This window comes from Endozoicomonas sp. NE40 (assembly GCF_040549045.1).
Classification (GTDB): domain Bacteria; phylum Pseudomonadota; class Gammaproteobacteria; order Pseudomonadales; family Endozoicomonadaceae; genus Endozoicomonas_A; species Endozoicomonas_A lisbonensis.
In genome coordinates this window covers 165,808-192,189 of the sequence record NZ_JBEWTB010000001.1, presented here as the reverse complement: position 1 = coordinate 192,189, position 26,382 = coordinate 165,808, and the positions used below count along the sequence as shown (strand labels likewise).

15 protein-coding genes are annotated in these 26,382 nt (G+C 50.1%); 10 read left to right on the top strand and 5 right to left on the bottom strand.

Going from position 1 to position 26,382, the window contains the following annotated elements:
* Nucleotides 1–226: 226 nt before the first annotated feature.
* The gene (locus V5J35_RS00645) at nt 227–5,464 is read left to right on the top strand and encodes a hypothetical protein (protein ID WP_354011537.1); all 5,238 of its coding nucleotides are present in this window, start codon (nt 227–229) and stop codon (nt 5,462–5,464) included.
* A 48-nt stretch (nt 5,465–5,512) separates the two neighbouring features.
* Here the strand turns inward: V5J35_RS00645 and V5J35_RS00640 are convergent, their stop codons facing one another.
* From V5J35_RS00640 to V5J35_RS00630, 3 genes are read right to left on the bottom strand one after another with little or no spacing between them, the layout of a single operon-like run.
* Nucleotides 5,513–7,732, bottom strand: coding sequence for a glutamate synthase-related protein (locus V5J35_RS00640; RefSeq protein WP_354011536.1), 2,220 nt, complete (start codon nt 7,730–7,732; stop codon nt 5,513–5,515).
* 1 nt (nt 7,733) lies between these two features.
* Nucleotides 7,734–9,497 (bottom strand): hypothetical protein, encoded by a 1,764-nt coding sequence (locus tag V5J35_RS00635; RefSeq protein WP_354011535.1) that lies wholly within the window; start codon nt 9,495–9,497, stop codon nt 7,734–7,736.
* Between the two features lie 52 nt (nt 9,498–9,549).
* Entirely contained in the window at nt 9,550–10,836 is a 1,287-nt protein-coding gene (locus tag V5J35_RS00630; protein WP_354011534.1) for a cysteine dioxygenase, read from the bottom strand.
* Nucleotides 10,837–11,307: 471 nt separating this feature from the next.
* Between V5J35_RS00630 and V5J35_RS00625 the strand changes: the two genes are divergently transcribed.
* The 5 genes from V5J35_RS00625 to V5J35_RS00605 all read left to right on the top strand — a co-directional run bounded on the left by V5J35_RS00625 (nt 11,308) and on the right by V5J35_RS00605 (nt 19,174).
* Nucleotides 11,308–12,927 (top strand): hypothetical protein, encoded by a 1,620-nt coding sequence (locus V5J35_RS00625; RefSeq protein ID WP_354011533.1) that lies wholly within the window; start codon nt 11,308–11,310, stop codon nt 12,925–12,927.
* A 285-nt stretch (nt 12,928–13,212) separates the two neighbouring features.
* On the top strand, nt 13,213–14,397 hold the full coding sequence (locus V5J35_RS00620; RefSeq protein ID WP_354011532.1) for a linear amide C-N hydrolase: 1,185 nt from the start codon (nt 13,213–13,215) through the stop codon (nt 14,395–14,397).
* A 260-nt stretch (nt 14,398–14,657) separates the two neighbouring features.
* A complete protein-coding gene (locus V5J35_RS00615; RefSeq protein WP_354011531.1) occupies nt 14,658–17,612 on the top strand; it encodes an FG-GAP repeat protein in 2,955 nt (984 codons plus the stop codon).
* A 44-nt stretch (nt 17,613–17,656) separates the two neighbouring features.
* Nucleotides 17,657–17,839 (top strand): hypothetical protein, encoded by a 183-nt coding sequence (locus V5J35_RS00610; protein ID WP_354011530.1) that lies wholly within the window; start codon nt 17,657–17,659, stop codon nt 17,837–17,839.
* A 267-nt stretch (nt 17,840–18,106) separates the two neighbouring features.
* Entirely contained in the window at nt 18,107–19,174 is a 1,068-nt protein-coding gene (locus V5J35_RS00605) for a heme-binding protein (protein ID WP_354011529.1), read from the top strand.
* Nucleotides 19,175–19,344: 170 nt separating this feature from the next.
* Here the strand turns inward: V5J35_RS00605 and V5J35_RS00600 are convergent, their stop codons facing one another.
* Nucleotides 19,345–19,563 carry a hypothetical protein gene (locus V5J35_RS00600; protein ID WP_354011528.1) on the bottom strand — a complete coding sequence of 73 codons (219 nt, stop codon included), beginning with the start codon at nt 19,561–19,563 and terminating at the stop codon, nt 19,345–19,347.
* Between the two features lie 212 nt (nt 19,564–19,775).
* Here V5J35_RS00600 and V5J35_RS00595 point away from each other — a divergent pair, with 212 nt between their 5' ends.
* The 3 genes from V5J35_RS00595 (at nt 19,776) to V5J35_RS00585 (ending at nt 23,456) form a co-directional block, all read left to right on the top strand.
* A complete protein-coding gene (locus tag V5J35_RS00595) occupies nt 19,776–19,970 on the top strand; it encodes a hypothetical protein (protein WP_354011527.1) in 195 nt (64 codons plus the stop codon).
* Between the two features lie 84 nt (nt 19,971–20,054).
* Entirely contained in the window at nt 20,055–22,484 is a 2,430-nt protein-coding gene (locus tag V5J35_RS00590) for a TOMM precursor leader peptide-binding protein (protein WP_354011526.1), read from the top strand.
* Nucleotides 22,485–22,499: 15 nt separating this feature from the next.
* Nucleotides 22,500–23,456 carry a Gfo/Idh/MocA family oxidoreductase gene (locus V5J35_RS00585; RefSeq protein ID WP_354011525.1) on the top strand — a complete coding sequence of 319 codons (957 nt, stop codon included), beginning with the start codon at nt 22,500–22,502 and terminating at the stop codon, nt 23,454–23,456.
* 40 nt (nt 23,457–23,496) lie between these two features.
* Here V5J35_RS00585 and V5J35_RS00580 read toward each other — a convergent pair whose 3' ends face one another.
* The gene (locus V5J35_RS00580) at nt 23,497–24,834 is read right to left on the bottom strand and encodes a hypothetical protein (RefSeq protein WP_354011524.1); all 1,338 of its coding nucleotides are present in this window, start codon (nt 24,832–24,834) and stop codon (nt 23,497–23,499) included.
* Between the two features lie 224 nt (nt 24,835–25,058).
* Between V5J35_RS00580 and V5J35_RS00575 the strand changes: the two genes are divergently transcribed.
* The gene (locus tag V5J35_RS00575; RefSeq protein ID WP_354011523.1) at nt 25,059–26,381 is read left to right on the top strand and encodes a replication protein; all 1,323 of its coding nucleotides are present in this window, start codon (nt 25,059–25,061) and stop codon (nt 26,379–26,381) included.
* Nucleotide 26,382 lies beyond the last annotated feature (1 nt).

Here is a 26,382-nt window from a genome sequence, read left to right as displayed (position 1 = left end):
AGGATTTATGGAAATGTCCATCCGGTCGTTGATCAGGTGACGACAAGCACCTTCAATCACGCCGCTAGCGATGGGAAACGTCAGGATATTAAGGTGGCAGGGTGTTGTCTATGAGCAGATGATGCAATGGGCAGTCATCCGCGCTACCTGTAAGCCTGCAAGGAACTACTCACCCCTGCCACGGTCTTAAAGTCATTAAAAGGAAACCAAGGTATGGACACCAGAAATGATCAACCCAACTCCTATATCACCGCAGCTTCCTGCACCCGAAGTACGCGCAACAAGCCCTGAAAGGGCTTCTGATGAGCCAGCACCGGTTCGTTATATACCGCCTCGTCCCTGGCCACAGGATCATTGTGTCGTACCGCTTCGTGGTTACACGGTTCAGGCTCTGGATAAATCGGTCAATCTGTTGCAGGTGAAGCCAGCGCTGCCCATTTTCTGTGATATGCCTCCACTGCCGGAGATGGCAGGCGTTCCGGATGCTTTAAAAGCACCCTTTACCAGGAAACTGAGCCCGCTGGTTGAGCAACTCAAGTCGGGACAGTTTGAAGAAGGCATAGAAAAGTGCAAGGAAGTCCGGGAGTTTGCGTCGAAAATCAAGAGTTTTAATACTCCTGAAATCATGGGGTTTCTTGATTCGCTCTACGTTCTGTTCAGCCTGAACCTGGGAAAGAAGGAAGCCATCCACCAGTTGCCCGCTAACTGTCCGGAAAACTTCATTTACTGGCATCTGGATATCGCAGCCAATGCCGCCACCGGCTCTGACACCCTGAAACAGTCGAAGGAACTGGAGCTGTACTGTTTCCGCAGGGCGGCGGACGCAGGCAGCCGGACCGCCAGACAGCATCTGGTGCTGCAATTGCTGTTTGGTCAGGAAAGCCAGACGCCTGATGTTTATCTTCCCGAAGAAGCGCTGCGCTCTGTCAAGGCCATGGCGGCTAACAAGGGTAAACCAGAACCCCGGATAATGGGGCATCATGATGCCGTTATTCATAAGCTGGTGACACTGGCGATCAACCCGACGGCGGAAGATCGTGAAACCCTGGCCAGAGAGCTGGCTGAAGACAGCGACCACGCCATTCAGGCACTGGCTGTTGCCCTGTATCTGGAGCCTTTATTTGGTGCCGTAGACATTGACCGCGCACTGGCAGCAGCGAACCCGCTGAACGCTGCCCCTGACAGTCCCCCTTGCCTGCGTTACTGGCAAGCTAAGGCTCAGCTTAAAAAAAATGAGCCAGCGCTGGTGAAACAGGCGGAAGCCAGCCTGGATACGCTGGCCAGACAGGGTTGTCCGGCTGCCATACAGCTGGCGGCTGAGCATTATATGCAGGTTGATAACTCTTTTAAGGTCGAAAACCTTCTGTCTGACGTTACAAAGTCCTATAAAGCACAGATCGAATACTGCCCCGACCTTGCCCATACACTGATTACCGCCTGCCAGTTCCCACGAAAACCCGTAAGAAAGACGCCTGCAAAGTGGTTAACACCGGACAATAAAGATAAAGTGATTCAGGACTGCCAAAAAATCGCCATCAGCCACTGCAACCCTGAAGCCCGTGCCGCCAAACTGGCCAAACTGGCCAAACAGACCAAAAAACAGGATAGATTAAAATCTTTGGGTGCCAGCCCTGATAAAAAAACCGAGCTGCCAAAGCAGGCCAGCGACTTATTGCAACAGTTCCGTTTTTCCGAAGACCCGCAGATGCTGGTGTTTATTTATCTGGAACAATTAATGCGAACCGGTGAAGGCGATGAGCTGCTGCTCGATATCGCCATGGCAGCGGACCCCGTCAGAACCTGTTGCCGTTTGCTGGCACTGGAAACCTACTCAGGAAAATGGTCGTACCAGACCCTGACGACAAAATTATTCAGCCTGATTAATGATGTGGCCGACCTGCCTGACGACTGGCAGCAGAAAAAGTGTCAGAAGGCACTCTATTTAGGACTGATAAAATCCCACAACGATCACACTCCGGACAGTGAAAAATACTTCAGGCTGGCCTCCCAGCTGGGTCATGGCTATAAAAAAACGACACCCGACAAAACGGGTATTTATAACGACCTGAAAAGAGATTATGCCCACTTTCTTATACAACAGGGCAAGCCTGAAGAGGCTGAAAAAATGTTCCTCCTGTATCAGAAGGCCGAAAGAAAAAGAGGGACGCCAGACCCTGAACCCGATACAGTGCCTGACGATTACTCCGTTTTCCAAAAAGGCTTACCCGACGGCTACTGGCAACTGGCCACCTTTGCAGTCAAGTCAGGCAGTGCGGCAGAAACGTCTGCCAAATACCAGTCTCTGCTCGACCTGCACCAGAAAATGGCCAGTGACCCCAACCCTGCGATTCATCAGAAATGGTTTGAAACCTGTAAGGAGTTTCTGAGGTTTTCGGGCAAGCATCTGACGACCGAACAAGTTCTGTGCCTGAGTCAGCGGATGGTAGAAGCGCAGAAACAGGTTAAGGCACAGTCAGCCTCTTTGCTGCACCGGTCCAGACAACTGATCGAGGCAAAGGCAGAGCAACTCGCATTGACTCAGGGCAGCTCCGAACCACTGGAAACGATCAGGAACCAATGGAGCCAGGTGACCTTCCCTGAAGCTATCCGTCCAGACGCAGCCGCCGCTGACTCTCACCATGCGGCTCAACGGATACGACTACCGCAAGAGACATGGAACAGCCATGCACTGGAACATCACCTTGAAGCGCCACTGCTGGCAGCAGAGACGGCCGAAGAACGGCTGGAACTTCTGCAACAGCTGCTGGCAAAGGGGCAATTCAATACGCCTGTGATTACGGCTCTCGCCCTTGAAACGATAGAAACCCTTCCTCCTGAAAGGCATGAAGAAGCGCTTGAGTGTTTATTACAGCTGGCAAAAAGGCTGACAGCCGACGTGACCACCCTGAAGGACTACCTTCATACATCGTCCTGTGAACACGTCCAGTCTCTGCATGTCATGCTGCCTGAAAGACCCGCCAATAGTGGTCGTGAAGCGCTTGAGTTGCTACTGGAGGAGATGAAGACCAGTACGGGTGCTGAAAATCTCAAGCCGTTGGCGCAGGCATTGCGCCTCTGCGTGACTCACCAGGAAACAGACTTGTATGATCAGGTGATCATGGCTTCAGAACCCTTTCCGGAACAGTTGAAGAGTATGGTTACCAGCATCAGTGAACCGGACTGCTTTCTGCGCTATGCCCGGCATCTGACCCGTAAAACACTCAGTGATGAGGAAACCAGGGCTCTTCAGGAGCTCCCCGATAACGTCAGGTTCGGTAAAAAGGCTCAGGCAACGCTGCTCTCTGATTATGTACAGGGCAAAGGGAGCAGGACTCAGATTTTAAACGCTGTCGCTAACACTAAAATTTTCGAGGATTACCGGGTGGACCTGCTGGCCATGGGCCTGGAGGCCGGTATTATTTCCGCAGAGGATGTGCGGCAAAACGCCGGGCTGTTTGCCGAAGGCTCAGACTGCAGGACTATTCTTTATGCCCTCTCTGCCACCACCACGGATGAGCTGAAAGATTACTATGACAAGCTCAATGCCTCGACCCTACTGAACAAGGAATGCAATGACCGCTACTTTGCAGCCCTTGGTTTCAAAAGCCTGAAAATGGGTGACTTCAGGCTTGCTTATGACTGTTTTAAAAGTGGCAAATGCAACTACGGTATGGCCATGCTGGCATGGAAGTACGGCATGGGTTCACAGACAGGTGAGACAGATGGTCAGGCAGATAGCCAGATAGCCAGCCAGCTCGAACTGGCGGCTTCTGCTGCCAATACCGATGCCCAGTGTCGTTTGATTGACAGGATACTGGAGAGTGATCAGGCCGTGTCACCGCTGCTGAGAAAACGCGCCTGTCGTTACCTGTTTTCCCCCGTGGTTGTGCCGTCCAGTGAACGGCTGTTTTACCAGGGTGTGGTTGAGCATCTTGGGATCGCTGACGCTTCCGGTGAACAGGCGGATGAAACGGCGGGTTTAGCAAAAATCCACGAAGCCCTGGATTCAGACTCCCCCATACCGGCTTTACGACTGGTTCAGCTGACGGAAAACGGTACGCTTCCACAGGCAACAACCGGCACCAACGGTTTGCTACTGTTCGCCCGGAAGCTGAACCTTTATACGGGCAACCTGCCGCAGGAATTAAAGCTGGCCGAGCCGGTAGAGAGCTGGAAACATCTGGCAGACAGACTGGAAGATTATTCCCGAACCATCGCAGAAGCCGACAGTGACGCTTTATTAACCGCCGCGCAAACACTGAGAGACGCCGTTGAACCACCCAAAACCATCGCCCTGATGCCTGCCGGAGTGCGGAAAACAGCGCCTTCCCGTAAAAAGGTGCCTACGGCTCAGGAGGAACAGCAACTGAAACTGCAACGTGAAAAAGAACAACGGGCTGAAAAAGAGCAGAAAATACTGGACGACCTTACCAGCCGGCTTCAGGACGTAATGGCTGAGCCGCAAGCCGTAATTGCTCTTTTGTCTGAGCTTAAAAAAGTGCAGGGTTCCCGCTTCCCGGAAGTGGCTGACCACTTATTGCCCCGGTTGATCAACTGTCTGCCCGTATCGGCAGACAATAATGATTTAATCGTGGCCTTTTTCAGAAATATTCGGGCAAAAGAGGGTATTGACGAGATCATCAATGAGCTGCTGGAGAGCTTCCGGTTCAGATTCGAAATCAGAGAATCCAGTCTTGCAGCCAACGACCCCGGAAGCATGACGGAAGAGAAAGAAACCCTGTTGCGGTTATTACCGGATGACCTGAAGGTGTCTGAAGCCAACCGGGAAGCCCTGTGCATTTTTGCGGGTACTTTTGCACCGGATTTTCCAGAAAAACTTCAGCGCATTCTGAAATTGCCACACAATGTCGCCTTCCTGCAGCGCATTCTTCTGGAGCATCCTGAGCTGACACCGGACAGCCACCATTCGCTCTATTGTTCTTACAGCCTGAATCGTGCCGGGGTCGATGATCAGGACAGGTTTAGCCAGTCGAAAACGAACGAAGAGCTTCTGGACACCCTGTTTTGCGATTTATCATCCTTTACGGCCAGCGAGGTTGAACGCTTCCTGTTGAAGCATCCCGACCTGCCCGCTGAAGCAAAAATAACGTACTTCAGGCAACTGGGCCTGTCAGTAAAGCAGGGGCTGCTGGCAACGGTTGATCCGAAGGTTATCTGTGAGGGGGTCTGTCAAATGGCCGCCAACCCGAGGCGAGAGCTGAAACGGGAAGAGTGGCAGGAAAAAGCCCGGGAAATTATCGCGGGTAAAAGCCCGAAAATCACGGACATACTTTCTGTTTACATGATTTTAAAGGGTTATAAGGACATTCAGCTCGCTGAGCAGCTGCATCCGGAAATGCAGAGGCTGTCTGATCATTATCTTCAGACTCCCCCGGAGCATTGGGACGGAAGCATCGACAGGCTCTATGCGATCGCCATAAAACTCCTGCTGGCTGGACAATAAGCCGATGTGGGCCTTGCCTGCTAAAGCAATTTTGCAGGAGAGCCACGTTCACCAGTCCTTCGGCACAAGCACCAGTCTGAAGCTCTTGAAATAACTCTCTTTACCGCTTGAATCATGTTCGCTCTCGCTCTGGCTACCCAGAAAACAACCATAGTGACCACCCAGAAGACGTGGGTAGCGTTCAGAAGAGCCTTCTTTCTGAACAAAGTCATAGAGATAGCTGAACATATCAAACAGCCCAAATGCATTGGCGGGTGCCAGAGTGCCTGCTGCCAGACCTTTTTTTGCTTTGTACTGTTCCAGATCCAGATCACCAAGGGTTTCACCGTTAAACCCAAGGGCATCAGAGCCGGTATAAAACGTTGTTCTGGTTCCCGCTGCCGCCGCAAACTGCCACTCCGGTCGGGTTGGTAAACGACACTTCCAGCCTGTCTCTTTCAGCTTGTCATTAAGGGCATTGGCAAATTTGCTGCAATCCTTAAAACTTTTGTGTGTCACGGGGTCATCAGGATTAACGGATTCGTTCAGCCCTTGCCGGTAAAATTGCGCCCACTGCCTTTCTGTCACCTGAAACTCAGCCATGTAGAAAGGTTTGACGACCGAGGTTCCTGAGGGCTTATAGGGAATCAGCTGGAAGCGCATATTCAGCCCCGTCAGTTTCACCGTCTGGCTATAGCCCTGGTCAGTCACCAGTTTTCTCTGTGACTCATACGCCTCCCTGCTACCAGCTGCCAGGTGTTCACGACAGAAGCCGTTTTTAAAATGCTGCAAAGCATCATCCGGCACGACGTTGATGGACGATGTACCCTGTAATGAATCCATCAGGCCGTTGTAGACCTCAGGCTGAGCCGGCGTCCGCCCGCCAAAATTAACCTGTGTCAGTTCTGCCATCTCCGGCTTCCAGGTGGTCAGGTCAGCTGGATGAAACCTGCGCAGATCCGAATAGCCACAGGCTCTGGACAGCAGGGTCATCATGTGGACTGCCCCCCGGAAAAAATCCCGGAGCCTTCGGTCAGCAACCCGATTCGAGCTATTATCACTGGCTATAATTTTTGGCGTCAGGTCCGAACGTTGTGTCGCGATACCCGCATCGCAGCTGCCCGAATTGCAATCCCTCGCACCAATGCAGCCAATCGCCTGCAATACACTGTTGGACAGTGCGATCGCATCCGCCCCCAGGGCCAGCGCCTTGGTAAAGTCGGCAGGCGTGCGCAAGCCTCCGGTTATGATCAGCGTTACCCCGTAAGGGTCACCCTTGAACAGACCTTTGCTGTCCAGATAACGCCTTGCCCTGGCCAGGGCCGGTATGGTGGGTACCGAAATATTGTTACGGAATATTTCCGGGGCCGAACCGGTACTGCCTCCTCGTCCATCCAGAATGATATAGTCAGCACCGGCATCCAGGGCGAACTGAATATCCTCTTCAATATGGTTCGCGCTGAGTTTGAAGCCAATAGGAATATCGCCGCACTGATCCTTTATCAGCTGGCCCAGTGCCTTAAAATCTGCGGGTGTGGAATAAAACGGAAAGCGGGAAGGGGAGATAATATCCTGTTCGGCTTTAACACCACGGATTCTGGCAATGTCCTTTGTAATTTTACTGGAAGGCAGATGCCCCCCGGTGCCTGTTTTGGCGGCTTGCCCTCCTTTAAAATGTACGGCTTTGATCGTCTCTTTATGCCGTTGGAAATAGTCTCTGGCACTCGCCTCAAATTCATCCCTGCTGCTAAAGGCACTTTTCCCTTCCGGTTTCTTCGGCCCATTCAAGGCACTGCTGAGCTCAAAAAGATACCGGTTGCACTGTTCTACTGCGACTTCTTTTATAATTTCATTGTCGTTTTTTTCTTCAGTGATCAACCCGCCTTCACCGGAGCAAACCCCTGTACCCGCCAGGTCAGCGCCCAATGCCAGAACAAGCTTGGCATTTTTTGATAACGAGCCATAGCTCATATCAGACACCAGCAGGGGGATGTCCAGACCCAGGCTTTTTTCAGCCCTGGGACCAATCACCACCCCGGTGGTCACGGGGTCGCTGTCAAGCAGTGGGGTTCTGGCCAATTGAGCCGTTAACAGCTGCAAATCATCCCATAACGGCAAGGTGTGTTTGGAAACCCCCATCGCCACCGACTTACCATGCACCGGGTGTTTGCCCTCGCTGGCTTTCAGCGATTTTGCCAGTTGTATAAGGTCTTTAATTTCGTCCTGTTTATCTTCGATAACAGGTGCCGGCATCGATCCGGGCGTATCACATCCGTTTGAATTACTCATGTTACTTTCCCTGTAAATAAGCTTTGATAATGTTGATTGCACTGGGTGGCAGGGAGCCAGAAGGCGGCATGATGATCGCAGGGTTATCTTCTTGTATGCGTCGCATCACAATAGCGGCGTTTTCTTTATAATCAGCTTCTGTCATCAGCTTGCGCCATTCGGTATTGCCATCATGACAGTAACTGCAATTGGCCTTCAAATAATTCAGCGGCTCCTCTTTTATTTTCTCAAGGGTCCAGTGATCTTCCCATTTGCATCGCTCCTTTGGCTCTTTATCCTTGCTGGTTGAACACTCTTTTACACGCTGGATGGCCAGGAGGTACGCTTTTTCTGATAAGTCTTCAAGAACGGCGTTTTTTATCTCTTTAGAGTCCTTGCCCTGATTTTTCGCGGGCAGGACAGCGGTTTTAATCTTCTCATCATGGAAACCTGCTTCCTTAGATTTCTCTGATAAATTACTCCAGTAAAGCCTGGACCGGAAATGATAATCCGCTTGCGGAACGGTCTGGCCAAGCCGAAAGGCGCTTTGCATAAACCGTTCACCGTAGCGACCATCGCCTATCGCATGACACAACGTACAGGGCTCAGCCTGTTTCTCGGCCAGACGTTTGGGCTCATGCCACTTTTCAAGCGTTGCGCCGACAAATTCCCCCAGGTATTCGTCCTGGGAAGTTTTATACTTTGAACTCAGGTCCTTAATGTGCTCCTGCAACCTACTGTCCGTGAAAGGCGAAATAACGGAATACAACATACCGGGCTGGCGTTCAGGCATGACCTTTTTGCATTTATAATCGCCCGGAAGCGCTTGACGATTCTTATACAGGAAATGATTACACTCTCTCACCGTGGCAAAGCTGTGTTCCGGCTTTAACGAGCACTTTTCAGTGTCCTCATCCGCCAGGCAAACCTGTTCTGTAAACGGGTATCGAACAAAAGGCCCCTGAGAGTGACAACTGGTACAGCCCCCTGGCGGCATAGACCAGTGACTCACCGCCCTTTTATCAAAATCCCGGCCTTTCGGAGGGGGGATATCTTTACCAACGATGATGTCAATGTCTGTTTTCTTTTTACTTTTGTCTTTATTATCTTCCTCCTCAGTTTCCACACTGAATCGAAGCGTTGCCTGACCGGCAAAGTAGCAGGTTTTGCCTGTATTCCGGTTGTACCCAATCAGACCCAGTTCGTTGTAAAGAAACTCGTCAGCCATGAACTTGCTGTTTTTACGGCATATATAGACCCAGTCCACCTGATCCCCGTTAGACAACTCGTTGCGTACATGCCCGATTCTGTCCCCCGGTACACAACCCACATTTTTCATATCCCGAAATATACCGCTGGGTTTATCGCAGGTGGTAATGGATGAAGCCAGGTTATCCGGGCCGAACGTCACCTGATTTTCACCATCCCTAACCCGGGGAATACTATCTGGTATGTTATCCAGAGTCAGCCGGGTGACCTTGCCGTCCGATGTTGTTCTCTGCATCAATATGGGCTGAGCATTGCGACAATCGATGGTTTCTTTCGGAAAAGCCCCCAGTTCCGCCTCGCAGATTTCAAAATATTTTTGATTAATATCGATCTGAGCTTTTGAAGGCACCAGTGTTTGTATGAAGGCAGGCTGCCCCTGTCCTTTATAGGAATACTTGTCGGGCAGATCGCTCTCTTTCGTTTTTGGATCATAAAGAGCACTGTCGTCTGCCAAAACCATCTGGCAAAACAGCCCGCTCAACAGTGTCAGCCAGGCTGGAAACATTCTGTATTTCATCCTCAATCCCTGAAGAAAGTTATTCAAAACAGCTTAAAGTACAGGGGCAGACTTAATCAATTTCTGGCTCTGGCCAATTTTTCGAACGCATCATTCCCTGCCACTCCTGACGCATTAACTCTTTGAATTCGGTGAACCCCATATCGCTGACCGGATCAAAATGGCCAATATTGCCTTCCGTATCAAGAAAGTCGAAATACTCATAGTGCGTGTCATTATCTTTGCCGTAGGCGTAGCACTGGATCGTCATACAGGTTTTATCTTCCGCACTGTCATTAATCAATTGATGCGTTTGATTGATTTCAGGCGTGATCCAGGTAGTCTGCCCCGGTAAAAATGTTTTTTGAGCAAACGGTTTTTTGTGATGCTCTGACAACATCGAAAATAATTTTACGGTAATTTCCCCGTGCAGGACTTTTATAATGGCATTTGCGCCCGCATGATTATGGATGGGTGAGTAGTGCTGGTGCGGCCATATTTCCAGTACAAACGGCACACCCGGACTCCACCCCTGATTTTGACCCAGAGTAATCCTTATATAAGTCCCGTTGGTATCGTCGGACTCCCCAAACTCATCTTTTTTCTTTAGCAGTGTTTGGTAGCACCAGCCATTTTCATTACGAATGCTGTTTTCTATTGCGTCAGTAAAATCCGGAAAGTCCGGCGTATTCAGGGTAAAGTGATGACCCGCAACATTGGCGTACAGTTTCTGACAGGCCGCAGAGAGATTCTCAACCACGGTGGTCCGGCTCCACGCTGCGTCCATCATGGAATACTGGTCATTGGCAACAACCAGTAATGCCGGATCAATCGTCACCGGGTCGCGCCAGATGTTGGAATGGTCTTTGTTTATTTCTGTGTCTTCAATCCGGACTTTGTTCAAGCTCTGCATCCAGAACCTGGATGGTTTTTCTGAATCTTTTTCGTCCTCTTTTTCTGAATCATCTTCAAAGGTGTAGTGCGCCAGCTCTGTCAGCTTTCGCATTTCACCTTTGCCATAATTAACGGTTCTGTTCTGACCAAAGATACTGAACCAGTACACCGCTTCCTTATCCTGGTCGAGCCCGATCACGGTGCCTGTTTTTTCTGCTACCATTTTGCTGTCTGAGCCAGAGACTTCAAAAAATGAAACACAGCCGGGGTGTACATGAATCTGGACTTCCTGACTAATGTCAGGCTTATCGGAATAAAAAATAACCTTGAAAGGCTTATCATTGTTCTTTATCTGAACAGAGACGGTGCCCTGTCCCTCTATTGGCAGGTTTTCAGAAGAGGGCGTATCAAAACCAACTTTTAAGGCGGCGTTGCGTAACGCGTTCGGCATGGTCGTTTCGGGCATGCGGGAATCCTTTGTAGTGATCAGAAAAAATGGCCAGATAAATAGCCAGGTAAATAGCTACATTAATAGCTACATTAATAGCTACATTAATAGCTACGTAAATCGTCAGGTAATCAACATCAGATCATTTACTTCGGGAAACGCGGGAATTTGTTTAGGGGTATTTATACCCACTTTTCTTCTTTAAGTTATGCAATGCTTACGACAACACCGACTAAGTCACAGAGTATTGAACGACTGCTTTGATACACGTAGCGAGACACCTCGACAGAACCTCATGAAGTTTTATAGATCCCTGGTTCTTTTTTATGCTTGCCCGTCATATGAACACTGCCTACTTTTATGGGCGAGCCATTAGTATCCATACGCTCCAGTTGTTTACAACTCCAGGTACACCCGTCTGGTTGGGGGCTGACCTGAATACTTTCCTTACATTATTTGTCAATCAAACCCTTATCCAGAGAGGATTGGATGAAAAAAAACATTCGTACAACGGGACGCTTTCTTTTCTTAATGGCTTTATTCTTACATTCCATTTCCTCTAACGGTGATACAGGGGAAGGTACTTATGTCATCACGGATGCAGACCGCATTATCAATAGCCAGGCGCTGATTTTCAGGTGCGATAAAGAACGCCTTTACTACGACGAATATGCGCCACGGGTGCCGATGGACGAATACAATATTCAACACCCTGTAAAAACCATCCTTTCCCCTGCGGGGGAAGTGATGACAGGCTTTGATCTAAGAAATGGAAATGTTTTCTCACATACACCACCCTTTAGGCTAAATTCAGAAGCTGGCACCGATAACGACTCATCAGAACCGGTCTGGTCGGAGAAACAGCAATTAATTATAAAACGGATGGGAGAGGTCATTGAAAACAGCTTCAGGCATAATCTTGAAGGTATTCTGGCAACATCGTACTTAAAAAATAAATGCTATGAGGCGTATATGATTTACATGTATCCTTTATTGCATCATATTTTCCTTGATGTCTTTAAACCCTCAGGTAGTAGAGAGGAAAGAAAAGCCGTTAACATCCTTACAGCAGACGATTTGTTGCCCAGTAATGAAAGTGAACATACCCTTGGGCAAATCTGGGATATACGACACCGGAACCCCTATCCGCGGCTTCATTTTCTTATATTCTATTTTGACCGGGATCTATATGGTCTCATTGATTATACCGGCCTGAAGTTTCTCGATCTCAATGGTTTTAAGACAGTGTTTGAGCACAGTCAGTCACTGGGATACCAGTGGAAGATGATTCGGTTAACGCCATTACCGCCGCCTGAAGCAATTCCTCCAGCTTATAACCTCTTAAATATAATATCAGGTTTGGAAACGGTGGCGATGCCCGCTCTTCTTTTATCCGGATTTGCCTATATTCTGAAAAAGTTGCTCTATTCAGGCTTCGACACTGACGATGCCCCGGTGATTAAGAAAAAGAAGAAAAAAAGAGACCGCCCCGGCAGTACGAATCAAGCAAATCCTCCGCAGAAGCCTGAAGCGAAGAACCGCTGCGATGAGGTTTGTAAAGACAGAGCTCCTGTTTGTCAAACTGACCATCAGAAACGTAAAAGCAGACAAGAGAGAGTAGAGCAACAGGCAGTAGAGCAAAAGCAGAGACGGGAAGAGGCAAACGCCCGGGAAGAAGAAAACAGACGGTTATGGGAGCAAAAACGGGTACAAGAACTAGAAAAGGAGCAAGAAGAGAAAGAGAATCGGGAGAAGGAGCGTCAAAAGAAGCTGGAGGAGGAACGGCAAAAGGAACGGGAAGAGGCTCAACGACAGGTTCAGGAGCGGGAGCAGCGAGTGTCGGAGGAAGAAGCCCGGGTACTTCTGAGCAATATAGATGAAGCATTAAGCAATGAGACTGCACAGCCTGATATAGAGCGCTTATTGATTGAACGATTAAGGTCTGGGTGGCAATCAGCTGATTTGATCCACGTCATCATTAATGAAGACAAAAAATTTCGTCTGAGGTTCAAGTTACACAAACTATTCAAGAACGGAGTTTTGGATAACAAGTTAAACCCTTTTCATGAGGGTTTCGAAAAAGCGCTTCAATCACAAAGTCAGAAATAGCAGTAGTTTTTCAGGTACATCTCACATTCACTTCCTGCCATCCGTCCTTTTTAGTGAACGGATGGCAGGAAGCCTTAATGACAGTTGGGGGATCGTATTGATGAAAGCGTTATTTCTAAAAACTGTTTATTCGTATTTGTTTCTATCCGTTAATCGATAGGCGTGGAAAGTTGCAGGGGCGTAGCTACTCTGGGTTTAAAAGGTTTTTTAACACCTTTTAAGTCTGGTCTTTATAGCGACTGAAAACAGTCAACCAGGCTTTCATTCAACAGGGAGTGTTTCACTATGTGTACTGATTTTTCCATATCAACAAAAGATAACGAAGTGGTCGTCGGCCGTTCCATGGAACTGGGCATTGAACTGGATTCAGAGTTGTTTTTTCGCTCGCCGGGCTTTGAATACAACCAGAATCCGGGGCAAGAGGTCATCGCACATCTGGAAGCCGCGCCGGACATTACTTTAAGAACAGACCTGCCTGACCTTAACAGCATGTATTCATGGAAGGGACTGTATGGTTTTACCGCACTGAACGCCTTCCATAGCGACATTGTAGCGACCAACGGTATGAATACCCATGGATTAACCACAGGCACAATGGTTCTGGCACAAAGCCAGTACCAGCCTTTCGAACAGTCAGACGGGAAAAAACGTGCCAACAACGCACTGTTTTATCCATACCTCACCACCTGGATTTTATCCCGTTGCAGAAGCTGTCAGGAGGTGATTGATGGTCTTGAGGTGAATCAGCTATCCCCCACGCTGACCCGGGGAAACCATAACCCTGACAGGCTCCGGGTGGTTGATCCGTTTGAGCAGATACAGTCCGCTTTCCGGTTTCACTTTCCGGTACAGGATGTCGAAGGCAATGCCATCGTACTGGAATTTGTGGACGGGCAGTTACACATTTCCGACCTGAACCCCATCGGTACCCTGACCAATGATCCGCTGATTGGCTGGCAGCAGGAAAACGTCATCAGCAACTACGTCAATCTCTCTCCGGTTAATGCCCAGAACCCGAAGTCTCACAAAGGCTTCCGCGGCCATCGTTTTACCTGCGAGACCGTTTCCCAGGGTACCGGTCTACAGGGTCTTCCCGGTAGCCCAACCCCCGTGGACCGTTTTGTCAGGACATCTATGATGACCAACTTCTCAACACCCGTTGACTCAAAGGAGCAGGCTTCGACACTGGCTTTTCACGTACTCAACACTGTGGATATTCCCAAAGGCACTACCCGCAATTCAGCGGAACCGATAGATGGTCAGACCAGCATTCCGGAAGACTATACCCAGTGGGTCACAGTGTCGGACCTGAGCCAGAAGATGTTTTACGTGCGTATGTACACGTCTCCACTCGTCTACTCCGTGGACTTGAAAGCGCTGGAAAAGGAACACCGGCTGGAGGACCTGAACACCCACTTCAAGTTGCCGGTTGAAGGTACGGCTATTCCTATAACGAACGAGATTCAGTAGAGAATTTTGCATTCGTTCTCATTTTTGTCATGTTCAAAAGAATAGTGTCATGCATCCCGGTGAGCTTCCGATAAAGGAAGTTCACCGGAACACAATCTCAATCAGGACGAGAGGTTTTAGCAAACATCATGAAGAATGTGATTTCAATAGTGCTCGTTCCGTTACTGCTATCAGGTTGCTTTTCTGATTCATCAAAATCCCCGGCCTCACTGTCCAGATCTCAACAACCCGCTTCTTACACGCAGGCGTATGGAACAGCGGTGACACCGGCTACAAATCCATTTGAAGGTAACTATCAGCTTGTCCAGTCCAACGACATTGCAATGGTCTGGACAGCCCCGGCTGCAGGCGGAAAAACACCGATTGATACTGCCAGAGAATTTCCACAGTCTTTACAGCTTGCGGCTGCCACCTACAGTGCCAAAACAGATAACAGCGAATCGGAAGCGTTTATTTCGCTGGATCAGAAAGCACAGGCGCTGCCAGCCAGCTTTCAGCTGAATACATTTTATAATCAGTCCGCATTTTCCTTTAATCTGGACGTTGTCGCCGGAGATATTAACGGCGATGGGCGCTCCGATCTTGTTATCGCCAGCTATAACGCCAAAGAAGGCAAGGTTATTATCCATGCGGGCGTGGGTGAAACATCCGAAATTCTTAAAAGCCTTTCCAATGTAAAAGAAAACGACACTGAACCACGAATGGCCATCAGCATGGCGATCGCGGATTACGACGATGATGAAAAAGATGAAGTGATGCTGGTCTGGGTGGATACCCATTTAAACATTCAGTATATCGACTTCGAAGATAATAAGCCCCGGCTGGGAACCATCTATCAAGGCGATGCCTTCAAAAATAACAACTTCTACCCCCAGGTGGCATCCACAGCAGGGAATTACAGTGGAGACGGCGTGCAGCTGGCTGTTGCATGGAGCAAAGACGCTGGCTCTTCTTCTAAAACGACGCCACTGGTTCTGCAAATATTTCACGTCGGTGAAAATGGCGTACTGGAAGAAAAGACCCGCGTCGACAAGGTTGGCAATCTTGCCATTGGTCGCCCGGCCTATCAGTCAGATAAACCCTATGTCGCTGGCCAGATCGATCTGGCCAGTGGCGATTTGAATGGCAATCAGGCTGATGAAGTGATTGTTGCATGGAGCAGGGCCTCGGATAGTCATAATATCCGCAACCAGTCGTCAATACCGACGGTGACTCCGGAATTGACGGTTTATTCCATCACGCCGGATTTACTGAGTCACAGTCAACTTGGAAGCCTTCAGGCCAAGGAAGAATGGGATTATACCTATACCAGTGTTGCTGTGAGTGACTTTAACCTGGACCTTGTTAACGAGGTGGTGGTTGGTACAGCGGGTACTCTGGCAAACGGTGAATCAAAACTGGCGTTTAATATCTACAGCTACGATTTGTCTGCATCACAGTTGCTTGCCAATGGTGGTTATCAGTCCAAAGACTTTATTGCTTCTGAAAGGACAAACTGGCCAGACGGCTCATTCTGGAGCTTGCTTGATGTACAGGTAGGCGATCTGAATGGCGACCTGACCAGTGAGATCGTTGCAGCCTGGAGACCATCCGATCAGACTTGTGTCACTTGTGCATCACTGGGTGTTTTTTCAGTTGCCACGGATCTCAAAAAAATCACTGAAACCAAAGCCCGTACGAATAAACAACAGATTCTTGGCTACTCCTCCGGCCCGAATAAATGGATCGGAGGCCATCTGTCGGTAGCGCTTGGCGACTTTTCCGGTAACAGTGTCCGGGTTGGCCCTCCAAAAAAATTCAGGCGGAATGCGACCCGACAGATTCTTGCCCTGATTAATGAGCCACCAAAGCATGAAGACTGGTGGATGAACGACGAAGGTAAGGTAACAGACACCCTGAATGTTAATAACAACCGTGACAGCTATGTTCTTTATCAGAATAAGCTGAGTACAAGCACCAACATGCAGCTTGATATCTCCAGAGACTGGTCCTATTCAGATAAGACATCGCTATCCTTGGGGAAAAAGAAACTGGCGATGCTGAAATCCAGTATCGAAAAAACCTATGGCAATAACTTCACTAAAAAATTTGGCTCTATTCAGTCGTTAGAGTTTGGTTCAAACGCCTACGCCGAAATGGATGATTATGTCGTCCTGCTGGAACTTGGCTACACCGTGTGGGAATACCCAACCTATACAGGTCCTGATAGCGTTCCGGATAAACCGGAAGGAACGATAATGGTTGTTTTTCCGGACAGGCCCGATAATTCCGGTGTGATCCGCTATATCCCCGGCAACCAGCCCGGGTCTTATTACAAGCCCAACCATGAAACGGCCAACCTGCTTTCCTACTCGTCCAAAAATCCTGTTGATGTCATCACAAAAGACAACGAAGGCATTAATCAAAGCTATGTTCTGCTTAATCAGAACGAGTTTACCCTCGGGCCTGCCGGGAAAGCAGACGAATACGTTTCCTGGGAAGAGGTTAAAACCAAAACGACATCGGTTGAGCAGTCTCAGGAAATCACCAGAAAGCAGGGTTTTAACGGAAGCTTTACCAAATTCATCAGCTTCGGACTGGATATCGAGACACAGTCGAAATATACCGAAAAACAGCTTTCGACATTAGATTTGAGTTATCAGGACTCCACCAGTATTCACATATACCTGTCGTCTTTTCCGGACAGGGACTATTCATTCTCTGTAACCCCCTGGGTTTACTGGTCACAACTGGGCTATCTCGTTGTTGACTATAAGGTGGATATACCCGACACCCGTGAAAAGCGCGGCTGGTATAAAACCTATGGTGAACTGCCTGACCCGGCTTTTGCCCTGCCCATGCGATCAAAAGACCTGACCGACCCTTATCGTCAGTATTCACGGGAAATTGGTTTTGATCTGGATGAGTCGGGTAAACCAGTCGCCATTGAGGCTCAGATACACAACTACAGTCTGCTGGATAACAGTATCAAGGTGGCTGTCCGTTGCTACGATGGCGATCCCGCCACCGGTGGCAAACAGATCGACAAAGATGTAACTGTTCAGCTGGCAGGCAAGCAGACAACAAAAACCGCACGATTAACCTGGTCGCCGGACGATTCAGAGACGGCCTATAAAATCTACTGCGTTATTGATCCGGACAATACCTTAAAGGAGATTCATGAGTGGAATAATACGGCATGGGCTAACTGGCCTATGAATGAAGTGAATGAGTGAAAAGAAGACTAAATGAACCGTTAACTGTTATGAGGGAGATAGCAATGGAAGCGAAGTCTAAAGTTTTTTATGGAAATGATATGAAAAAGGTAAACAAAGATGCGACATCATTTGCCTCAAAAATGGGTCCTCAAAGCGTAATCAACATAGCGCTTTCAGCACAGGAAGTGCAAGTAGGAACTCGGAAGAGAATGGATATTCGAACGGTTGTATATTATTGGGAATAACATCATCGATACTAATTTTAATATACGTCTTTAGGCGTTTATTAACGATACTTAATAAATTCTGATTAGTGTGACGTAGTTACTATTTTAAACCGATTTTCGGTAAATATTTTTCCACGCTGGCAGATAACCCATACCCAACCCAATGAAATCCTTTTTTCTGGCATAAGCCATCTGGCATTAACAGGGATGTCATAGTCCTCAGACAATAATTGAAAACCGTAACGCAGGCAGTTATTTCATTGAATCAAAAGATTAGGACGATCTATGAGCAAGAAAACCTCCGGCGATAACACGAAAAGCAGCAGTCAGCAGGACAGTCAACAGCGATGTCCTTATTCCGGCACTTCTTCCGGCGCCTCTTCCGCTACACATTCCCAACCCGGCTACGCCAGTACAGAATCCAACACCTACTGGAACAACGTTCTCCCGCCCCTGTTACGCCAGGGCAAAGGCAGAGACAATCAGGACGTTTTATACAACCTCGGCCCACTGGCGCAACTGATCGGCACCTGGGTCAGCACACCGCAAAACGGCTACAACGTGATGCCCCTGCCGGAAGCGACGGCAAAGAACGGCTTTATTCTAAAAAACTTTCCTTATTATGAAGAGATCACCTTCAGTGCCATTGCCGATAAAGTACCTAACCGTGGTGGTAAATTTCAGCAGAACTCTTACACACTGTTTTATGAGCAACGGGTTTTCTTTTCACAAGGGCCAGAGAAAGATCAGCTGGTTCATGCCGAAAACGGTTCCTGGCTGCATTTAAAAACCGGCCCGCAACTGGTTGGCCCGGTGGGGATTTCCCCCATTCCCAGCCCGCCAGCGCCCGAACCCATTCCGCCACAGAACCCTGCCGGTTCCATTGTGAAACAGGTGTCTGTACCCCATGGCAACAGCATTCTGGCAACCGGCGGTTTTGAGATCATTCCCGGTCGTCCCAATATCGAAGCCGTATCAACCCTGCCCAGCAAAGACGGCAAAGCATTGCCCGCAGACTTCTATATTCCCTACGGGCCGGATGTCGTCAATAACCCCAACGTCAATCCCAATGCAGTTCTCAACGCGACTCTGGCTTTAACACCGGAGCCTGTAGTGCAAACCACGGTGATTAAAGTCGACAGCCATCACAACGGATCGGTGGCGAACATCCCTTTTGAAACCCGGGTCATCAATGTCGAACGTTTCTCCAACACGATGTGGCTGGAGTTTCTGGAGACCGGTGAAGTGCAGATGCAATATCTCCAGAATATTACGCTGCAGTTTCCCCAGCCTGACGGCAGCCTGATTCAGTTTCCACACATTGTTGCCAATACATTAAGGCGCATTGTCTGAAAGCCGGATTCCTGTGCATTTGCATGGTGAATACTCTCTGCGCCAATAAACCAGAATTTTTCTGATTTATTCAGCAGGGAACTTGTGCGCTTACGCGCACAGTCACCTGACCATCGCACTGTGTCGTGGAATTTGGTTGTAGACCTTTGTCTGGTCAGACATCTTACCGTTCAAGGATAGAAACAATGAGTGAAAAAAAACTTGAAGTCCAGGTGAGCCAGCTGACGTCTAAAGTCGAGCAGCTCGAACAGCAGGTGCAGGCTCTTGAAGCCAGGGGTGTTAGAAAGTGCGACACCTGCCAGCAGTGCAACTATCTGTGCCAGCAATACAGCTATCAGTGTGTTCAGTGCAACTATCAATGTCAGCAGTGCAGCTATCAGTGCGTGCAATGTTCATCGCTGCAGTGTACCCCTTGCATTGTGAATTTCTGCGCTGCGCCACAGTGTTCACCCTGTGTGATCAGTTTCTGTGTCCAGTGCAACCCGAATCCGGTCAGTTACTGTGTGCAGTGTAACCCCAACCCGGTCAGCTATTGTGTGCAGTGTAGCCCCTGTATCGTGCAGTGCCTGCAATGCCAGCCAGCTCCGGGACCGGTTTATTTATGCAATGCCGGACCATTGACCTGCAGCCCCTGCACACCCTGTCAGGCTGGCCAGCAAGGCAACCAACCGGTCCTCACCTGTGTGACCTGCCAGCCTGCACAACCATCGTCGTATTGCTGTGTCACCTGCTCGCCTTCTGCCACACCACCACCGGTGTATTACTGTCTGCTCAGCAGTTGCAGTTAACAGCATGAAAATTGGTTGATAAACACCGGCTTTTAGCTGAATCTGTTGTTTGGCTTCGCTAAAAGCCACCCATACATGCAAAGGAACTGGATGTGAGTACATTAAAATTAAGTCCGGCCGCTTCCATTTCAAAAAACGAACAGGGTTTATTGCTGCAATCCGATTTAGGCACCTTTCAACTGCATGGCAGGGATGTCGAAGCTTTTGTCTCTAACGTGATTCCGTTACTGAATGGCGAGCACTCCCTTGAATCACTCTGTCAGGCCCTAAAAGACTACGACAAAGAAAGTATCGCCAGCCTGATCGGCACATTGATGAACCAGGGCATCGTCGTTAAACAGGATGAATTAACCGTCTCTCAGCCACCCTGGCCTTCCCAGCAGCGCTTTCTGCAGGCATGGAACACGGCGGACAAAAAAGAGCTGTCCTCATTAGCCTCAGCCCATGTGCTGGTGATCGGTCTGGAACCCTGGTCCGTTCATCTGGTGGACGAGCTGGCCAGAACCGGGGTAGGGCATATTCATCTGGTCGATGGTTCATCCCTGAGCCTTGACGACCAGATCAATCACAGCGCCTTTCTTCCCGAAGATATCGACAGCCCACGGACGACAGTGGTTGCTGAACGCATTGGCGCGCTTGCCCCCTGGTGCAACCTTACGTCCGAGCCTTTTGCGACCGACGAGAAAGGTCATGTGGTCATCAATTACACCACCGATTACGCATTTGACCTGGCCATTGTCACCCTCGGGCCTGAAGCCCTGTATCATTCACAACAGGTGTCGCTGTCTCTGCAACAGCAACCGGTGCCGACCTTGTTTGGCACCATTGATGGCCTTGAGTCCTGGATTGGTCCGGTGGTGAAAGCCGGTCAGCCCGGTTGCTGGAACTGTATGCGCCTGCGCAGGCTCGGAGCTTCAGACAACCCCCAGCTCAGTCATGTGCTGGAACAAAGCACCCTCGACAGCCGGGAAAACAGCCGCTCACGCAGCCTGTTGGGAGGCATGGCACCCATGCATGGTCATGGTCTTGCCATGGAAGCCCTGAAGCTGTTGTTAAACTACACGACATCAGACATTCATAGCCGGGTCAATGTGCATAATCTGGTAACAGGCGAATCGCGCAAACACCGGATTATCCCCGTTCCCTGGTGCGATGTCTGTGGCGGCACACCGTATCAGCCCCATCATTTTCACGACCAGAAGCCATCCGGCCACCGCCCCCAACCTGCCGCCAATCCATTAAACAGCATTAATACGGTCAAAGAACTGAAGCAGCTGTTTGATGGCTGGCTTGATCCTGTTACCGGCATCATCCGGCAATTAAACGACCACCTTCACACCCTGCCGGATTTTCCTGTGACCGCATCAGCCAGCGTGTCGACCTTTACTCAGGGAACCTTTGATCCCCGGGGAATGGGGCAGGTGGGTTCCGGTAAGGGGCTGGACGCGGTATCGGCTCATATCAGTGCAATTGGTGAAGCTCTGGAGCGTTATTCTGCCGCCCGGTACCAGAAGGATCAGCTGAAATACGCGGCCATCAGCCAGCTGACCGGGGAGTACCTTGATCCTGACGACCTTGTTTTGTACTCCAAAAAGCAATACGCCTCTGAAGGCTTTCCTTTCGCCCCCTGGAAAAGAAAACGGTCTGTTCACTGGGCCAGGGGCTACTGGGTTGGTACGACAACGCCCGTATGGGTACCGGCGCTGGTCACCTACTTTAATTTCCAGTGCCGTTACGAAGAACAGTTCAGCCAGGTCTCTTCAAACGGCCTCGCTGCCGGACAAAACCACGACGACGCGGCGCTTCGGGCCTGTTATGAACTGATTGAACGGGATGCCATGATGCTGACATGGTACGCACAGCAGCCCTGCCAGCGACTTAATATAGACAGCTTGTATGAAGGCAAGATGCGCCTTCTGATTGACGAACTTCACCAGCGGGGCGTTGAGCTGGAACTGTACCTGCTGGATGTGGGCCTGCATGTGCCGACTGTCGTCTGTTTATCACTGGGCGACGGCATCAGTACACCGGCAGCGTCCGTTGCTCTGTCCTGCCATGGCGATATCCGGGTCGCGGCCAGAAAAGCCCTGCTGGAGCAGGGGCATGTGATGCCTTATCTGTGTTATTTGATGTCCACGGGGCAGTCGTTTCCCCGGCAGGCTGACGACGTTCGCAGTCTGGAAGATCATGCTGCCTATTACTTCGCAAAAGACAAGCAGTCCTGCTTTGATTTTATGCGTCAGGACGCTGATAAAGCCATCGATCCGGAAGACTGGACCTACCCGGTGATTAATAACGTTTCGGATCTGAAAGAACGCCTGGCTGATACCGGCGTTGAGATTGCCGTGGTTGATGTAACGGCTCCGGATGTCAGTCTGACCCCTTTCAAGGTAGCCCGTGCGGTAGGACGACATTTGCAGCCTATTCATTTCGGTGAGCAGTTCCGTCGATTTAATAATCCACGCTTAAGGCGCCTGCTGAAAGGGGCTGCTGTTAATCCACATCCTCACCCGATTGCATAAACAAAAGGACTGACCATGAATATTCTGGTGTGCGGAACCAACTATGGGGCAACGTATCTCCGGGCCATCGCAAGCCCTTTCGTTCAGGACTTCAGGCTGGCAGGTATTCTGTCAACGGGCAGCCAGCGTTCACAGGAACTGGCGCAATACTTCTCTGTCCCGCATTTTACCGACCTTGCGCAACTGCCGGTGTCGGATATTGATATTGCCTGCGTTGCGGTTCCCGGCGCGGCAGGGCTGAACCTTATCCACGGACTGCTCAGGCAGCAGGTGCATGTACTGGCAGAACACCCCATGGGGTTCGAAGCTATGGACTCCTGCCTGAAACTGGCTGAACAACACGGCTGTTGTTTTCATGTGAATGGGCATTTTGCTGACCTGAATGCGCCCCAGGCTTTTTTTAACGCCATAAAGACCGCAGAGCACATGAGTAAAGCACTGACATTCAGTGTGTCTGTCAACCTGAGAACACTCTATTCCGGGCTGGATATGCTGGGTCGTGCCATGGGGAGTCTGGAAAACCTTGAGGTCACCTGTGCGGATACTGAAGCCAGAGAGGCGTATTTCAGACAACTGACCATCAAAGGAAAAGACGTCACAGTATCCCTGTTGTGCCAGAACTTTTCTTCTGAACACGACGATGGCAGCGCTAACCTGATTAACCACCGGCTGTCCGCCATCTTCCCCCACGGTAATCTACTGCTGGCAGAAAGCAATGGTCCTGTGCTGTGGTTTCCCACCATGACCTCGGTACCCGCCGAACAGTGGCGCACCGTGATGCCTGTTGAAGATAAGAGCCTCAGCAGCAACGAATTAATGCAGGAGAGGGATTACGCCAACCTGCTCGCACTCCATGCCATTCGGGCGGAGTGTGTGGAGAACCAGAAAACACGTCATCAGCAGCCTGACTATTTATCCAGCCTGGCCCGGCTCTGGGATGCCTGTCTGAAGGCGCTGGCAAACGAAGCTTGAAGTGGGGTTGGATAGCGGGGCTGATAGTGGAACTGAAAAGTTACCAACCATCTTCATTATCGCTGTAAGCCCTGTTTTGTACATCATCTAATGAATTGCTAGTACCAACCCAGTCTGAAGAGGTGTCACCTTCCTGACTACCCCATGATGAGAAGCCCCACCCGGAAGAGGTTGTGTCCTCGTCTGAGGATGACAATCTCCGGGTCAGCTCAGACTCTGGTGCAGTTCTGTCCACTGACACCGCTGAAGTGAAGACACTGCCGCCACCCTGATCCAGGGGCATGGAGGGTTTATTATCGTTATAGCGACGTTTGCGCAGGTTCCGTTCATAGAAGGGTTCTTCATCCCCATTGTGTTCAACACCCGCTGCGTTTTCCTCACCCCTTTCAAAGGTTTTTTTGTCCCGGCCCGGGTTGCCTGAACAGAAATAACAGACTGCTCCAACAATATTGACACCAATAAACCAGCCAGCCACCACCTTCGCTGCAAAATACAGCTTACTCGGCGACGTTTCTTCAGCAACCGGCGGTTTCACTGTCGCTTGTGGCTTTGAATAGGTCGACTTTGGGCGCCTGTTAACGGATTCAGAACCGAAAGCCTCAACATCAGGAAAGTGACCCGCCAGAGTGGTCTGAAACGATTTATAGTCTCTTGCTGGCTTGCCTGCGCTAGTCTTGTCAGGTTTGAAGGTATACCACAGGGTCTTATTGGGATCTGAAGTCAGCGTATTAATAAGATGTTGACGATAGTGAGCAAACGAGGGCTTTCCCTTCGCTTCAGCTTTTGCTGCGTGATACCTGGCGTTCAGGTTTCGTAGCGCCCTGGGTTTCCAGTATATTTCATGCAGTTCAATCAGAATATAAGCCAGCTGGTTTGCCAGCGCCTTATGTGAATAAGGGCTGTAAGGGTATTTTGACAAACCATGTTGTACCGCCAGTTCAACTAACGCTCTTAATGATTCGATCCTGTCACCGGCATGAAATTCATCCAGTACCAGAAAGTCATTCTGGTTATAGGCTCTGATATTTTGCTGGGTTTCCGGTACCACCCTGTCGTAAAGATGTTCCTCCAGAAGATGAGACCGGTGCCTCATATGGTAGTTGGTGTTCTCCCAGTAAATATCAAACCCCGATAGTATAAGGTCGGTCAGCGCTGCTTTCCGTAAGTCTCTGGATAGCCGGAAAGAGTCGATCGTTTTGCCCTGCCGGACATAGGCTTTGTGAATAGATTTAATCTGGTCAATCAGAAAACGTTCATTTTCAGAGGCAAAAACGATGTCCAGGTAGCGTTCAGCAGTATGCCTGTTAGCGTTTCTGATCCCTTTTTCTTTATCAGTCAGCCCCCCAAAGCTGCTGCCTGATACAAAAATAAGGGTCATCAATAACCCGGCCATTATTGTTCGTATTGATAATCCCTCGGATATAACATTGCTCATTTAATTAACGTCCATAAAAAAAAGTACAGAGTGTAGACGATCCTTTTAGCCAGAAGTTCAGGACTTTCTACACCTTTTGTGTAACCATTTCCCGCCCCCCGTGGACGCATTTGTGTAACCGGTGCAACGATGAAACTTCACCACCGGTTGATGCGAATGGGGACGCGATGGGGGCAGGGGGCATACAGAATGCACTGGATATTGACTCAACGGCGGAAGCCGGCAGTTATCTTGATCAGGGGCGTTACGGCTACTTTTCATTGCTGATTCAGCAACTTAACCGCAAACAACAGGTTTCCTATCGTCTGACCGATCTGCACCAGGTTCTGCCACTGGTCGATCCCACCAAAGATACCTGGATCAGCCAGGCTGAGTTCCTGTTACCCAACCGCCGGGTGGTCAACCTGGCACGCATCGGCCTGCTGTTTGTCGATGTCGACACCTACCGCATGCCCTGGGCGAAAGGGCGCACCCCTGACCAGCAGGTCGACAGTTTCCTCTATTTCTGCGAACAGGCCGGGGTACCGCAACCGTCACTGGTGATCTGGAGCGGGCGGGGGCTGCACGCCAAATGGTTGCTGGATGGAACCTTGCCACGACAGGCACTGCCCCGCTGGAACGCCTGTCAGCGATTTCTGGTCGATCTGCTGCACGAAACCGGTGCTGACCCCCGGGCAAAAGACGCTTCCCGTGTATTACGGCTGGTCGATACCGTCAACAGCCGCAGTCAGCAGGTGGCAAGGGTTCTGCACATCACCAGCGGAACGGACGATAAACCAAAGCGTTACGATTTTGAATGGTTGTGTGAAATGCTGTTGCCAATGGCACGGTGGGATCTGGAAAAGGCGGGAAAAAAGCGGAAAAACAGACTGTCGCTGGTATCGGATCTGGCAGGAAAAGGGCAGCGGTCGTTCAGCGGTCGTCGTCTGGCCTGGGACCGGCTGGAAGATATTCGCACCCTGCAAAAACTGCGGATGCTAAAGGGGGGAAAGGAGAAAGATGGAAAGGTGAAGGCAGGGGAGAGGATGAGCCTGCTGTTCTGGCAGATGAACTTCCTGCTGCTCAGCGGGGCGACTCATTCCGGCGGGTTATGGCACGAAGCGGCGGAACTGGCTCGTCAGATGGACCCGAACTGGGGCTATCGGTCATCGGAACTGTCAACCCTGTACCGTAAGGCGAGGGCGTTTGAGGCGGGTGAAAAGGTCGAGTTTAATGGACGACGCTACCCTCCTTTATACACGCCGAAGAACGACACCCTGATCAGCCTGCTGAGCATCGGTGACGATGAGCAGAAACAGCTTAAGACCATTATTTCCCGGTCCGAATCCCGGACGCGTGACCGCTTGCGTAAGGAGAAGAAGCGTCGTGCCGCCGGCGTGGTAGATCGTGCCACCTGGGAAGCCAGCGCCCTGAGTCAAACAAAGCCCTGGGAAGCCCTGGGCATGAGTCGGCGCACCTGGTACCGCAAAGGTAAACCAGCCGTTAATTAAC

Coding starts and splice junctions, on each gene's coding strand:
- V5J35_RS00645 (WP_354011537.1), top strand. CDS start 227: ATGATCAACCCAACTCCTATATCACCGCAGCTTCCTGCACCCGAAGTA.
- V5J35_RS00640 (WP_354011536.1), bottom strand. CDS start 7,732: ATGAGTAATTCAAACGGATGTGATACGCCCGGATCGATGCCGGCACCT.
- V5J35_RS00635 (WP_354011535.1), bottom strand. CDS start 9,497: ATGAAATACAGAATGTTTCCAGCCTGGCTGACACTGTTGAGCGGGCTG.
- V5J35_RS00630 (WP_354011534.1), bottom strand. CDS start 10,836: ATGCCCGAAACGACCATGCCGAACGCGTTACGCAACGCCGCCTTAAAA.
- V5J35_RS00625 (WP_354011533.1), top strand. CDS start 11,308: ATGAAAAAAAACATTCGTACAACGGGACGCTTTCTTTTCTTAATGGCT.
- V5J35_RS00620 (WP_354011532.1), top strand. CDS start 13,213: ATGTGTACTGATTTTTCCATATCAACAAAAGATAACGAAGTGGTCGTC.
- V5J35_RS00610 (WP_354011530.1), top strand. CDS start 17,657: ATGGAAGCGAAGTCTAAAGTTTTTTATGGAAATGATATGAAAAAGGTA.
- V5J35_RS00605 (WP_354011529.1), top strand. CDS start 18,107: ATGAGCAAGAAAACCTCCGGCGATAACACGAAAAGCAGCAGTCAGCAG.
- V5J35_RS00595 (WP_354011527.1), top strand. CDS start 19,776: ATGCAATGCCGGACCATTGACCTGCAGCCCCTGCACACCCTGTCAGGC.
- V5J35_RS00585 (WP_354011525.1), top strand. CDS start 22,500: ATGAATATTCTGGTGTGCGGAACCAACTATGGGGCAACGTATCTCCGG.
- V5J35_RS00580 (WP_354011524.1), bottom strand. CDS start 24,834: ATGACCCTTATTTTTGTATCAGGCAGCAGCTTTGGGGGGCTGACTGAT.
- V5J35_RS00575 (WP_354011523.1), top strand. CDS start 25,059: ATGGGGGCAGGGGGCATACAGAATGCACTGGATATTGACTCAACGGCG.